The organism is Caulobacter flavus (genome assembly GCF_003722335.1).
Lineage (GTDB): Bacteria > Pseudomonadota > Alphaproteobacteria > Caulobacterales > Caulobacteraceae > Caulobacter > Caulobacter flavus.
In genome coordinates this window covers 4,546,333-4,557,788 of record NZ_CP026100.1, presented here as the reverse complement: position 1 = coordinate 4,557,788, position 11,456 = coordinate 4,546,333, and the positions used below count along the sequence as shown (strand labels likewise).

The 11,456-nt window shown below is 69.1% G+C and carries 16 protein-coding genes and 1 riboswitch; of the genes, 10 read left to right on the top strand and 6 right to left on the bottom strand.

Going from position 1 to position 11,456, the window contains the following annotated elements:
• Positions 1–85: 85 nt before the first annotated feature.
• A riboswitch (cobalamin riboswitch) is annotated at positions 86–286 on the bottom strand.
• A 40-nt stretch (positions 287–326) separates the two neighbouring features.
• Both cobU and C1707_RS20735 read left to right on the top strand, forming a co-directional pair.
• Positions 327–842, top strand: coding sequence for a bifunctional adenosylcobinamide kinase/adenosylcobinamide-phosphate guanylyltransferase (gene cobU, locus C1707_RS20740; RefSeq protein WP_101714751.1), 516 nt, complete (start codon positions 327–329; stop codon positions 840–842).
• Between the two features lie 120 nt (positions 843–962).
• The gene (locus C1707_RS20735) at positions 963–1,319 is read left to right on the top strand and encodes a response regulator transcription factor (protein ID WP_101714752.1); all 357 of its coding nucleotides are present in this window, start codon (positions 963–965) and stop codon (positions 1,317–1,319) included.
• On the opposite strand, the gene C1707_RS26290 is transcribed toward C1707_RS20735, so the two are convergent.
• Genes C1707_RS26290 through C1707_RS20720 form a run of 4 tightly spaced genes read right to left on the bottom strand, consistent with a single transcriptional unit; the run spans position 1,304 to position 3,237 of the window.
• Positions 1,304–1,444: a hypothetical protein gene (locus C1707_RS26290; protein ID WP_164467423.1), complete on the bottom strand. Its 141-nt coding sequence runs from the start codon at positions 1,442–1,444 to the stop codon at positions 1,304–1,306. The two genes, C1707_RS20735 and C1707_RS26290, sit on opposite strands and share 16 nt — an antisense overlap.
• A gap of 59 nt (positions 1,445–1,503) precedes the next feature.
• Positions 1,504–2,151, bottom strand: coding sequence for a DUF1190 domain-containing protein (locus C1707_RS20730; RefSeq protein ID WP_101714753.1), 648 nt, complete (start codon positions 2,149–2,151; stop codon positions 1,504–1,506).
• Between the two features lie 8 nt (positions 2,152–2,159).
• Positions 2,160–2,573 (bottom strand): DUF350 domain-containing protein, encoded by a 414-nt coding sequence (locus C1707_RS20725; RefSeq protein WP_101714754.1) that lies wholly within the window; start codon positions 2,571–2,573, stop codon positions 2,160–2,162.
• 25 nt (positions 2,574–2,598) lie between these two features.
• Positions 2,599–3,237 (bottom strand): DUF2491 family protein, encoded by a 639-nt coding sequence (locus C1707_RS20720; protein ID WP_101714755.1) that lies wholly within the window; start codon positions 3,235–3,237, stop codon positions 2,599–2,601.
• Positions 3,238–3,382: 145 nt separating this feature from the next.
• On the opposite strand from C1707_RS20720, the gene C1707_RS20715 reads away from it, so the two are divergent.
• The 5 genes from C1707_RS20715 (at position 3,383) to C1707_RS20700 (ending at position 6,280) form a co-directional block, all read left to right on the top strand.
• On the top strand, positions 3,383–3,820 hold the full coding sequence (locus C1707_RS20715; RefSeq protein WP_101714756.1) for a YjfI family protein: 438 nt from the start codon (positions 3,383–3,385) through the stop codon (positions 3,818–3,820).
• Between the two features lie 30 nt (positions 3,821–3,850).
• Positions 3,851–4,585, top strand: coding sequence for a PspA/IM30 family protein (locus C1707_RS20710; protein ID WP_101714757.1), 735 nt, complete (start codon positions 3,851–3,853; stop codon positions 4,583–4,585).
• 9 nt (positions 4,586–4,594) lie between these two features.
• Entirely contained in the window at positions 4,595–5,755 is a 1,161-nt protein-coding gene (locus C1707_RS20705) for a glutathionylspermidine synthase family protein (RefSeq protein ID WP_101714758.1), read from the top strand.
• Between the two features lie 172 nt (positions 5,756–5,927).
• Positions 5,928–6,098 (top strand): hypothetical protein, encoded by a 171-nt coding sequence (locus C1707_RS26285; protein WP_164467422.1) that lies wholly within the window; start codon positions 5,928–5,930, stop codon positions 6,096–6,098.
• A complete protein-coding gene (locus C1707_RS20700; protein ID WP_101714759.1) occupies positions 6,098–6,280 on the top strand; it encodes a DUF3606 domain-containing protein in 183 nt (60 codons plus the stop codon). The genes C1707_RS26285 and C1707_RS20700 overlap by 1 nt, the downstream gene beginning before the upstream one ends.
• Before the next feature lie 10 nt (positions 6,281–6,290).
• Here C1707_RS20700 and C1707_RS20695 read toward each other — a convergent pair whose 3' ends face one another.
• Positions 6,291–6,866 (bottom strand): hypothetical protein, encoded by a 576-nt coding sequence (locus tag C1707_RS20695; RefSeq protein ID WP_101714760.1) that lies wholly within the window; start codon positions 6,864–6,866, stop codon positions 6,291–6,293.
• Positions 6,863–7,366, bottom strand: a complete 504-nt coding sequence (locus C1707_RS20690) for an RNA polymerase sigma factor (protein ID WP_276310666.1) — start codon at positions 7,364–7,366, stop codon at positions 6,863–6,865. Before C1707_RS20690 ends, C1707_RS20695 begins: the two co-directional genes overlap by 4 nt.
• Before the next feature lie 95 nt (positions 7,367–7,461).
• On the opposite strand from C1707_RS20690, the gene C1707_RS20685 reads away from it, so the two are divergent.
• From C1707_RS20685 to C1707_RS20675, 3 genes are all read left to right on the top strand, one after another.
• Positions 7,462–7,758, top strand: a complete 297-nt coding sequence (locus C1707_RS20685) for a hypothetical protein (protein WP_101714762.1) — start codon at positions 7,462–7,464, stop codon at positions 7,756–7,758.
• 306 nt (positions 7,759–8,064) lie between these two features.
• On the top strand, positions 8,065–10,749 hold the full coding sequence (gene ppdK / locus C1707_RS20680) for a pyruvate, phosphate dikinase (RefSeq protein WP_101714763.1): 2,685 nt from the start codon (positions 8,065–8,067) through the stop codon (positions 10,747–10,749).
• Between the two features lie 332 nt (positions 10,750–11,081).
• The gene (locus C1707_RS20675; protein ID WP_420808285.1) at positions 11,082–11,450 is read left to right on the top strand and encodes a MarR family winged helix-turn-helix transcriptional regulator; all 369 of its coding nucleotides are present in this window, start codon (positions 11,082–11,084) and stop codon (positions 11,448–11,450) included.
• The last annotated feature ends 6 nt before the right edge of the window (positions 11,451–11,456 follow it).

The window sequence follows — 11,456 nt, the reverse complement described above, 5'->3', positions numbered from 1 at the left end:
AGGAGCGTGCTCCACGAGGAACACGCCCGGACCAGACGTCGTCATGCGGGGAAGAACCCGATCGTACGGCGCACCCCGGCCGGACGAAAAACGACCGCGACAGGCAGGTCTCCTGGCTCGCGGGTCATCGTCGCTGCGCGTCGCCTTCCCAGGTCTTTTCCGAAGAACAGTCCCAGTGGCATGTGACGCGCGAACTCGCCGCTTACAGTTGCGGGGGCAGCCCGGGTTTCACACCCGAGTTCCCTTTTCATCCTCTTTGGGAGGAACCTGTCGCGCTGGCTGCACTATATGGTGCGCCGCACACCGTCAATCTGGAGGCCTCAGCGTTGTCAGTCACCCTGGTCCTGGGCGGGGCCCGTTCGGGCAAGAGCGCCTTCGCGCAGGGCGCGGCCGAGATCTGCGCGCGCAGCCGGGGCGTCGTCCCGGTGATGGTCGTCACCGCCCAGGCCTTCGACGCCGAGATGGAGGACCGCATCGCGCGCCACCAGGCCGATCGCGGGACGGCCTGGACGACGATCGAGGCCCCGAGCGATCTCGTCGGGGCCTTGCGCGGCCTGCCGCCGGGCGCCGTGGCGGTCGTCGATTGCCTCACCCTCTGGCTGACCAACCTGATGCTGGCCGAGTGCGACCTTTCGTCCGCCGGCGCCGATCTGGTCGCGGCCGTCGAGGCGTTCGACGGCGAGCTCTGGCTGGTCTCCAACGAGGTCGGCTGGGGCGTCGTGCCCGACAACGCCTTGGCCCGCCGGTTCCGAGACGAGGCCGGCCGCCTGCATCAGGCCCTGGCGAAGGCCGCCGACGCCGTCCACCTGGTCGCGGCCGGGCTAAGCCTCCGGATGAAGTGAGTCGCGCGACTCGTTCGCTGGTTGCTCAACTTCGGGAAATGCGACGATTGCGCACGCTGACACCGGGCGCTCCAGCATGGTTAAGACCTGTTCACACATTCGACAGGGCTGGGGCTGGCCATGCGACGGATCCTTATTGCGGAAGACGACATTCTCCTCGGCGGCGTCTACGAGATGCTGCTGGAAGACGCGGGATTCGAGGTCTTGTGGAGCCGTGACGGTCGCGAGGCGCTGGACGCCTTCGACGCCTTCGCGCCCGACCTGCTGATCACCGACAACTCGATGCCGCGCATGACGGGGGCCGAACTGATCCGCGCGGTGGAAGACCGCGACGTGCCCGTGCTGATGGTCTCGGCCAGCGATCCGCGCGTTCTGAAGGTCGAACCCGACATGTGGCTGGAAAAGCCGATCACGCCCGCGCGCCTGCTGTCGGCCGTGCGCGCGCTGCAGGGGGGCGTGGTTCAGGCCGCGGCCTGAAGCGCCAGAGCGACCAGCGTCGCCAGCAGTCCAAGGCCTACGGCCCAGGCCGCGCAGAACGCCAGGGTGGGATGGCGCTGCCACCAACGCGGATGCGGAACGCCGGTGATGGTCTTGTCGGTCATAAGGTCGTCTCGCGTGGCCTTCGGGGACTCAACGCAAGACGACCGGTTCCCAGTTCCAATCAGCCGCCGAAACCGCGCGAGCCGCCGCCGAAGCCGCCACGCGAGATGACGCTGCTGCGGCTCTGCACGCGGGCCGGGGCCTCGTAGCGCGACGGCGCGTCGAAGCTGTCCTGGCGCACCCGGCTGCGGCCGGAGAGGTAGTCGCGCGAGATCGGATAGCCCGAACCGCTGTAGTAGGTGCCGTCGCGGTCGCGGTACATCGGGGCGCCGCGATAGCCGCGGTTGTTCATGCCTTCCAGCGCCTGGCCGATGATGAAGCCGGTCAGCAGCGGGGTGAAGAAGCTGCCGCCGCCGTTTGCCTGGCTGCGCGGCACGCACTGGTCGACGCCGTAGCGCTCCTCGCAGCTCTGCTGGCTGGAGAACTTCGGGGCGTTCTCGGCGCTGGCCTTCTGGGCCTCGTCATAGGCCGTCTGGCACTGGTCGGCGGTGAAGTCGCCCGAGGCCTTGCATTCGTCCAGATTGGCGAAGCTGGAGGCGTCGACCTTCTCGCCCGAGACGGCGGCCGGCGGATCGCCCCATTGCGTGGCCGAGCCGGGCTCGTCGCAGGCGACCAGGGTGAAGGCCGAACCGGCCATCAGGCTGGTCAGGGCCACGGCGCTGGAGCGCTTGCGGCGCTTGGCGGCGGGCAGGGGGGAAAGCGCGTTCATGTTCGGCCTCACGAGGTCATGCAGGCGGCGTTCAGCAGGCCGACGGCCAGCGAGATCGAAGCCAGGTAGACGCCGGCGGCCAGCTCGGCCTTCTCGATGCGGTCGATCAGGTCCTTGAGCACCGTGAAGCGCACCAGGGTGAAGGCGGCGATCTGGATGACGCCAGCCAGCAGGGCCCAGGCGGCGAACTCCAGCAGGCTGACGGTGTGGCTCAGCGCCGAGGCCAGCGGCAGCACGTAGCCGACCACGGCGCCGCCCAGGGCGATCGCGGCGGCGACGTTGCCCTCGCGGATCAGCTTGGCCTCATCGTAGGGCGTCACGGCCTGGTAGACGATCTTGAACACCACGGTGAACACGCCGGCGGCCACGAAGGCCACCAGGAAGGCCAGGGCGCTGTCGCCGAAGGCTTGGACGTCGAACATTGTCAGTTTCCCCCTGTCAGGTGGTTTAGGCGCGGAACTCGCCCACTTCGAGCGGCACGCCGATCATGGTTTCGAACGAGACCTCGCGGTCCTCGGTCTCCATCTCGATGGCCAGCAGCAGTTCGCGGCCCTCGCCGGGCAGGTCGCGGGCGAACAGCATGCAGGTCTGGAATATCTTGCGGTCGGGCACGCCGTCGCGGTCGTCGTGCAGTTCTTCCCAGAAGGTCACCGGGTCCTGGCTCTCGGCCTCGTCGCCGAACCAGAAGCGGTGGTACTCGGGCAGGCCCGCGGGGGTGAAGCTGCGGGCGCGCAGGCGCTTGCCCCAGGCGTCGCGGTCGGCGCGGCCGCCCGGGTAGGCGCTGTCCCAGGGCACGAAGATCGTGACGTCGGTCAGGCGCTGGCCGGCGCGATCGTCCGACACGGCCTGAAACATCACGTGGTCGTCGGTGTAGAACCGGTGCACGAAGCCGCCGTCCTTCAGGTCCACCAGGCCCTGGGCGGTGATTTCCAGCGTGTCGCGGTCGAGCGGGAACTTGGTGTCCGAGCCGAAACGCTTCCAGGCCAGCGGGTCCAGCCACACGGTCCGGCCCAGGGTCACGTTGCGGATGGCGGGCAGGGCCGATTCCGGAGCGGGCTCCTTGCGGCCGAATAAGCGACTGAACATGGCGGGTCCCTGCAACACTGGTCCTTCATGTACGGCGCCAGCCTGCGCTGTAAAAGGGGCGCCGCTCGCTCTCGACGGCTGGCGTTCGGGCTCCCATCTTGTATGAACACGGCCAAGATGGCCCGTTGAAGAGGATCACGACCCGATGAGTCAGACGCCCTGGACTGTCCGCTCGCTGAAGGCGGCCCTGGACGAAGCGCCCGGCCGCGGCGCCGACGAGATCACCGTCAGCATCCTGGAGGGCGCCGACGAGATCCTGCTGGCGACCATGCACTGGCACGGCGACCTGGAGATCTACGTCAGCGTCAGCGACCAGCAGGTCGCCGCCTCGGCCCTGCTGTGGCCGGTCGACGAACAGGAAGACCGCCACGCCTTCAACGAGTTCCTGCTCAAGGCCCAGAAGCTGGTGCCGCTGTCGAACTTCGGCATCTGCGTCGTCGGCGGCCGCGACTACTACGAACTGTTCGGCGAGCTCTCGACCACCACCTCGATCGAGGACATCCTCATCGAGCTGCGCACCCTGGCCGAGAACGCCATCGAAGTGGCTTCCGACCTGCGCACCTCGTTCTCGTCCGCCGCCTGACCCAAACCTAGAATTTCCCGGAGCCTTCCGATGTCCATCTGGCGCAAGCTGTTCACCCTGGGTCGCGCCGGCGCCCACGAAGCCACGTCCGCCGTCGTCGACGCCAACGCGATCCGCATCCTCGACCAGGAGATCCGCGACGCCGACTCGGCCCAGGCCAAGGCGCGCGACAACCTCGCCACCCTGGTCGCCCGCCGCCGCATCCAGGAGAACGACGTCAAGAGCCTGCGCGAGCAGGTCGCCAAGTACGAGAACTCCGCCCGCGCCGCCGTCACCAAGGGCGACATGGACCTGGCCCGCCAGGTGGCCCAGCGCATCGCCGACATCGAGAGCGAGATCTCGCTGAAGGAACCGCAGATCGGCTCCATGCGCGAGGCCGAGGACCAGCTGCACCAGGCCATCGCCGCCACCGACCGCCGCATCGACACGCTCAAGCGCGAGGTCGAGGTCGTGAAGGTCAACGAGTCCGTCCAGAAGGCGCAGGAAGCGGTCACCGCCCGCGGCGCCGGCGCGGGCGCCTCGCTGGGCTCGGCCGCCGACAGCCTGGCGCGGATCAAGGAACGCCAGATGGTCCGCGGCGAGAAGATCAAAGCCGCCGGCGAGCTGGAAGACCGCCGCACGGGCGCGGATCTCGACGAGAAGCTGCGCGTGGCCGGCATCCTGCCGGGCCAGTCGTCGGCCGACGACATCCTGGCCCGTCTCGCGCCGCAGCCCGCCCCGCTGCAGATCGAGGACAAGGCCGCCGACGGTTCGAAGAGCGAGTAAGAGACCAGCGTGCGTCGTCTTACCCTGACCCCTCGCGCCGACTGGCGCGAGAAGGCCGAGGCCGTCGGCTTCGTCTACCATCACACCGGCGGACAGGCCTATTGGGACGAGGGGACGGCGTACGCCTTCACGCTCCAGGAGGTCGAGGAGCACCTGGAGCCGGCCGCCGCCGAGCTTCACGACCTGTGCCTCGACCTCGTCGACGAGGCGGTGGCCAGCGAAGGAATCCTCGAAAAACTGGCGATCCCGCGCGAGCACTGGGACTTCGTCGCCGCGTCCTGGCGCGCCAAGGAGCCCTCGCTCTACGGCCGCTTCGACTTCGGCTACGACGGCTCGGCGCCGCCCAAGCTCTACGAATACAACGCCGACACCCCCACGAGCCTGTTCGAGGCCGCCACCTTCCAGTGGCTGTGGCTGGAAGACCTGCTGGGGCAGGGCGCGCTGCCGGCCGGGACCGACCAGTTCAACAGCCTGTTCGAGGCGATGCGCGATCGCTTCAAGGTGCTGTTTCCCGGCGGAGGCTTCGTTCACTTCGCCAGCGACGACGAGGCCGTCGAGGATCGCCAGACGGTGCGCTTCCTGGAAGACCTCGCCGCCCAGGCGGGCCTGGACCCCAAGTTCGTGGCCATGAACGCCATCGGCCTCAACGAAGAGGGCCAGTTCGTCGACACCGACGGCTACCTGCTGCAGGCGGCGTTCAAGCTCTATCCCTGGGAAGACATGCTGCGCGAGCCATACGCGGCCAGCCTGGCCACGGCCAAGGTCCGCTGGCTGGAGCCGCCGTGGAAGGCGATCCTGTCCAACAAGGCGATCCTTCCGCTGCTGTGGGAGCGCCACAAGGGCCATCCCAACCTGCTGGAGGCCTATTTCGAGGGCGATCCGGCCGCCTCGGCGCTGGGCGGCAGCTACGTGCGCAAGCCGCTGTTCTCGCGCGAAGGGGCCAATGTCGAGATCGTCGGCGCGTCCGCAGAACCCGTGCTCGACCAGGGCTATGGCGCCGAGGGCGCGATCGTCCAGGCCTTCCACCCGCCGCCCAGCTTCGACGGCAAGCATCCGGTCGTCGGCGCCTGGATCGTCGGAGCCGAGCCCGTCGGCATGGGCATCCGCGAGGACGACAGCCAGGTCACCAAGAACCTCGCCCGGTTCGTGCCGCACATCATCGAGGGGTGAGGTTTTCCCGGCTCACTCGATCTCTCCTCCGTAAAGGCCCCGCGAAAGCGGGGGGCCAGGTGTTTTATCGTCGAGCGCCGTGGGTTCTGTAAAAAGCCTGGGTCCCCGCGTGCGCGGGGGTTTTACGGAAGGGGAGTGGGGCAGGGCGCTTTCGAGTGCTAACCTCACCCCCATGAGCAACTCTCAGGACGACGGCCCGCCCGGCGAAACCCCGATCCAGCGGGCACTGCGCCTCAAGCAGGCGGCGCTGGCCGCCAAGCCCAAGCCGCCGCGCGGCGGTCGTTTTCAACGCGAGCAGGCCAACCGCATCGCGGCCGGCTCCTCCAAGCCGTGGAACAGCTGATGGCCGGCCTCAAGGACAAGCGTGGCTTCATCGACAAGGACCGCCTGGATCTCTCCGAGCGCCAGGCTGTCGAGTACTGGATGAAGCGCTGGGGCGTGACCCGCGAGCAGATCACGGCCGCCCATCGCAAGGTCGGCCGGATGACCAAGGACATCGCCGCCGAGCTCGGCAAGAAGCGCTGATCCGGCGCGCTCAGCGCTCCTGCAGGGCCGCCAACGCCGCCTCGTGCGCGGCGATCCGGCGGCGGCAGCGCCGGGCGTGGTCGAGGTAGAGCATCAGGCTGGCCGCCAGGAACACCGCGCCGGCGCAGAGCAGCGGCCAGTCCGCGCGCCACCGGCCCGACAGACTGCCCAGCACCGCCAGGAACGCCGCGCCGGCGGCGCAGGTCCAGATCCCGGCCTGGGCCCAGCGCAGGCCCGTCCGCGCCTGGGCCAGGGCCGTGCGCACCACCGTCTGCGGCGTGTCGAGCAGAATGCCCGGATCGCCCCGCCGCGACCACAGCGTCATCGCCCCCGCGAACAACGCGAAGGCCGCGCAGGCCAGCGCGGCCGTCCAGGGCAGGTCGCGTTCGATCACGGCCCAGGCCACGATCCCGAGCACCAGCGGCACGCCCGCCATCTCGGCGGCGAAGTTCAGCCTGGCCAGCCGGTCGCGACGGCGCAGGGCGCGGATCTGCGCTGGATCGATCCCGGGCTCGGCCGCCGCCGGGTCCGTCCAGGCCCGCGCCAGGGCCGTCCAGTCGTCTTCGGGGCCGTTTGGCGTGGTCATCGGCGATCCTCCGGATCGAGCGCGGCGCGCAGGGCGGCCTTGGCGCGGGTCAGGCGTATGGAGACGGTGTTGGCGTTCAGGCCCAGCATCGGGGCGATCTCGGCTGGCGAGAACCCTTCCAGGGTCAGCAGCGCGGGCTGGCGAAAGGGCAGGGGCAGGGCGCGCACGGCCTGCGCCAGCCGCTCCCGCATGTGCCGGGCCTCGAAGGTCTCGTGCGGACCGGGCGCGCCGGACGGGGCGGCCTCGTCCAGCGGCTGGCGGCGGGGCTCGCCGGCTTCGCGAGCCACGTGGGTGATCGCCCGGTTGTGCGCCACCCGGGCGATGAAGGCGCGCAGCGGCGCCTCGCCGCGATGGCGGGGCAGGGCGCGCCAGACGGCCAGCAGGATCTCCTGCCGCAGTTCGCGCCGGCGCTCGGGATCGGCCTCGTAGGCCGCCGCGATACGCCCGAGCATCGCGCCGTGCTCGGCGAGGATCGCCTCGAATGCGTCGTCCCGTCCCAGAAGCGGTCTCCCCGAAAAATCGCGTCTGGTCCGAAAGACTCGTCGGGCCGGCGAGACTTTCAGGGCGTCCTCGACAAAAAGACAGGAGGTTCGTCGTGACGCTCAAGGCCGAAATCGAAACCCTTCCCGCCGGCGACCGCGTCCTGCGGCGGGGCAAGGGGCTGCTGAAGATCCTGGTGACGCTGCTGGCGATCATCGCCTTCGCCGCCTGGATCGCGCTGGGCGTGGTCCTGTACGCCGGGGCGGAGCGCGACCTGCGCCTTGCCGCGGCGGTGGCCGCCGCCCTTTCGACCGAGGGCCTGTTCTGGAGCATCGCGGCCCTGCTGGGCGTCAGCGTTCTCGAGGCGCGCAAGGCGATCTGGCGCTGCATCACAGGTTTCTTCGCGCGATAGTCGCCAGACGGACGGTTTCACCAGTCTGGAACAAGCGTCGCCATTCTCCGTGTGGCGACGTTTCGTGCCTATCAAGTGGCGCAAGCTGTCAAACTGCGATCAAGACAACGTTGTCATGGCAATGATTTGCTGAATTCTTGGCAAATCTCGCGGAACGCAACGCACTGGTGGACGCGTTCTTGGCCAAAATGCTAGGGAGGCCACGGATATTGCACTGCGAGATTCAAACTCGCGGGGCTGTTCCAAGGCGAGACGACCCCGATAGAGGGCGCGGCCTTTTTCACTTTATCGCAGGGTGAATTCAATATGCCGGTTGAGACGCTGACGAAGTCCCTATGGGTCTATTCGTTCGGGGGAGGCGGCGCTGACGGCGACGCCTCGATGAAGAACCTCCTCGGAGGCAAGGGCGCCAATCTCGCCGAGATGTCGTCGCTGGGCCTGCCGGTTCCGCCTGGCTTCACGGTCACCACCGAGGCCTGCGTCCACTACTACGCCAACGGCAAGCAGTACCCCGCCGAACTGGCCGGGCAGGTCGCCGCCGGTCTCGCCAAGATCGAGGCCATCACCGGCAAGCGCTTCGGCGACGTGGCCAACCCGCTGCTGGTCTCGGTGCGCTCGGGCGCCCGCGCCTCGATGCCGGGCATGATGGACACCGTCCTGAACCTGGGCCTCAACGACGAGACCGTCGAGGGCCTGGCCGTCCTGTCGGGCGACCGCCGCTTCGCCTACGACAGCTACCGCCGCTTCATCCAGATGTACTCGAACGTCGTGCTCGACCTGGAGCACCACATGTTCGAGGAGATCCTCGACGACCATAAGGATCGCCTGGACGTCCACGTCGACACCGGCCTCACCGCCGACGACTGGGCCGGCGTGATCAAGGACTACAAGGCCGCCGTCCAGAACGAGCTGGGCAAGCCGTTCCCGCAGGACGCCCAGGAGCAGCTGTGGGGCGCCGTCGGCGCCGTGTTCGCCAGCTGGATGAACGACCGCGCCAAGTTCTATCGCCGCATGCACGACATCCCCGAAAGCTGGGGCACGGCCGTCAACATCCAGTCGATGGTGTTCGGCAACATGGGCGACACCTCGGCCACGGGCGTCGCCTTCACGCGTAACCCGAGCAACGGCGACAACCGCCTGTACGGCGAGTTCCTGATCAACGCCCAGGGCGAGGACGTCGTCGCCGGCATCCGTACGCCGCAGTCGCTGACCAAGGCCGCCCGAGAGGAGATGGGCGACACCGCGCCGTCGATGGAAGAGGCGATGCCGGAGGTGTTCGGCCAGTTCAAGACCGTGGTCGAGACGCTGGAGCGCCACTACCGCGACATGCAGGACATCGAGTTCACCGTGGAGCAGGGCGTGCTCTACATGCTGCAGACTCGCAACGGCAAGCGCACCGCCAAGGCCGCGCTGAAGATCGCCGTCGACATGGCCGCCGAGGGCGTGATCAGCAAGGAGGAGGGCGTCTCGCGCGTCGAGCCGGCCTCGCTGGACCAGCTGCTGCACCCGACCATCGACCCGACCGCCCACCGCGACGTCGTCACCGTCGGCCTGCCGGCCTCGCCCGGCGCGGCCACCGGCAAGATCGTCTTCGACAGCGACGAGGCCGAGAAGGCCGCCGCCAACGGCGAGGCCGTGATCCTGGTGCGCGAGGAGACCTCGCCCGAGGACATCCACGGCATGCACGCCGCCCGCGGCATCATCACCGCCCGCGGCGGCATGACCAGCCACGCCGCCGTCGTGGCGCGCGGCATGGGCCGTCCCTGCGTCTCGGGCGCCGGCGACGTGTCGATCTTCGCCAAGGAAGGCCTGTTCCGGGCCAAGGGCCGCGAGTTCAAGGCCGGCGAGACGATCACCATCGACGGCTCCACCGGCGAGATCCTGGCCGGTGCGCCCAAGATGATCGAGCCCGAGCTGACCGGCGACTTCGCCACCCTGATGGGCTGGGCCGACCAGGTCCGCCGCCTGAAGGTGCGCGCCAACGCCGAGACGCCGCTCGACGCCAAGACCGCTCGCCAGTTCGGCGCGGAAGGGATCGGTCTGTGCCGCACCGAGCACATGTTCTTCGACGACACCCGCATCGCCGCGGTGCGCGAGATGATCCTGGCCGACGACGAGGCCGGCCGCCGCACGGCCTTGGCCAAGATCGCGCCCTTCCAGAAGGCCGACTTCGTCGAGCTGTTCACGATCATGGAAGGCCTGCCGGTCACCATCCGCCTGCTCGACCCGCCGCTGCACGAGTTCCTGCCGCACACGGAAGAAGACGTGCAGGCCGTGGCCGTGGCCACGGGGCTGGACGCCGCCAAGCTGCTGCGCCGCGCCAAGGAGCTGCACGAGACCAACCCCATGCTAGGCCATCGCGGCTGCCGCCTGGGCGTCTCCTATCCCGAGATCTACGAGATGCAGGTCCGGGCCATCCTCGAGGCGGCGTGCGAGATCGCCAAGTCGGGCAAGGCCGCGCCGGTGCCGGAGATCATGCACCCGCTGGTCGCCAAGGGCGAGGAGATGAAGTACCTGCGCGACCTGACCGACCGCGTCGCCAAGGCGGTGCTGGCCGAGCAGGGCGTCGACTTGAAGTACACCGTCGGCACGATGATCGAACTGCCGCGCGCCGCCCTGCGCGCCGGCGACCTGGCCGCCAACGCCGAGTTCTTCAGCTTCGGCACCAACGACCTGACCCAGACGACGTTCGGCATCAGCCGCGACGACGCCGGCAAGTTCCTGGGCGCCTACATCGACAAGGGCATCTTCGAGAAGGACCCGTTCGTCAGCCTCGACCAGGACGGCGTCGGCGACCTGATCCGCATCGCCGCCGAGCGGGGCAGGGCGGCTCGCCCCGACGTCAAGCTCGGCATCTGCGGCGAGCACGGCGGCGACCCGGCCTCGATCTCGTTCTGCGAGAAGGTCGGCCTCGACTACGTCTCCTGCTCGCCCTACCGCGTGCCGATCGCCCGCCTGGCGGCCGCGCAGGCGGCCCTGGCCGGGAAGTAGGGCAAGGGCCCCCTCAGTCGCTCCGCGACAGCTCCCCCAGAGGGGGAGCATCTGGAGCGCAAGATCCTCCCCCTCTGGGGGAGGTGGCCCGGAGGGCCGGAAGGGGCTTCTCCACCTGCGACAATATGAACGGCCCCGCTCCCACGAGCGGGGCCGTTTTTCTTTCCGAGCCGGCTTGCATCGATATCGATAGGAAGCTATCTAAATAGATAGCAAGCTACCTATCGTTCTTCGAGCATCGTTACATGACGCCCCGCATCCCCAGCGAACGCACCTTCACCGGCGCGGTGCTGCGCCTGGCGCGCATCTACCGCCGCGAGGTCAATCGCGCCCTGGCCGAGCACGGCCTTTCCGACGCCCGCGCCCTGCCGGTGCTGCACATCGCCCGCGCCGGCGGCGGCCTGCGGCAAGGCGTCCTGGCCGAGGAGCTGGGCGTCGAAGGTCCGTCCCTGGTCCGCGTGCTCGACCAGTTGTGCGCCGCCGGCCTGGTGGAGCGCCGCGACGACCCCGCCGATGGCCGCGCCAAGACCCTGCACCTGACCGATGACGGCGCGGCCCTGGCCGTGATCGCCGAGGACACCGTCCAGGCCGTCCGCTCGCGCCTGCTGGTCGGGGTCAGCGACGAGGACCTGGCCGCCACCCTGCGCACCTTCGCCGCCTTCGAGGCGGCCCTGGAAGCCGCCAACGGGCAGGGGGCGTAGGCTCCA

What these genes read in the sequence shown, in the direction of transcription:
- C1707_RS20710 (WP_101714757.1), top strand. Translation starts at nt 3,851, where the DNA reads ATGTCCATCTGGCGCAAGCTGTTCACCCTGGGTCGCGCCGGCGCCCAC.
- ppdK (WP_101714763.1), top strand. Translation starts at nt 8,065, where the DNA reads ATGCCGGTTGAGACGCTGACGAAGTCCCTATGGGTCTATTCGTTCGGG.
- C1707_RS20715 (WP_101714756.1), top strand. Translation starts at nt 3,383, where the DNA reads ATGAGTCAGACGCCCTGGACTGTCCGCTCGCTGAAGGCGGCCCTGGAC.
- C1707_RS20695 (WP_101714760.1), bottom strand. Translation starts at nt 6,866, where the DNA reads ATGACCACGCCAAACGGCCCCGAAGACGACTGGACGGCCCTGGCGCGG.
- C1707_RS20735 (WP_101714752.1), top strand. Translation starts at nt 963, where the DNA reads ATGCGACGGATCCTTATTGCGGAAGACGACATTCTCCTCGGCGGCGTC.
- C1707_RS20730 (WP_101714753.1), bottom strand. Translation starts at nt 2,151, where the DNA reads ATGAACGCGCTTTCCCCCCTGCCCGCCGCCAAGCGCCGCAAGCGCTCC.
- C1707_RS26290 (WP_164467423.1), bottom strand. Translation starts at nt 1,444, where the DNA reads ATGACCGACAAGACCATCACCGGCGTTCCGCATCCGCGTTGGTGGCAG.
- C1707_RS26285 (WP_164467422.1), top strand. Translation starts at nt 5,928, where the DNA reads ATGAGCAACTCTCAGGACGACGGCCCGCCCGGCGAAACCCCGATCCAG.
- C1707_RS20720 (WP_101714755.1), bottom strand. Translation starts at nt 3,237, where the DNA reads ATGTTCAGTCGCTTATTCGGCCGCAAGGAGCCCGCTCCGGAATCGGCC.
- C1707_RS20725 (WP_101714754.1), bottom strand. Translation starts at nt 2,573, where the DNA reads ATGTTCGACGTCCAAGCCTTCGGCGACAGCGCCCTGGCCTTCCTGGTG.
- C1707_RS20700 (WP_101714759.1), top strand. Translation starts at nt 6,098, where the DNA reads ATGGCCGGCCTCAAGGACAAGCGTGGCTTCATCGACAAGGACCGCCTG.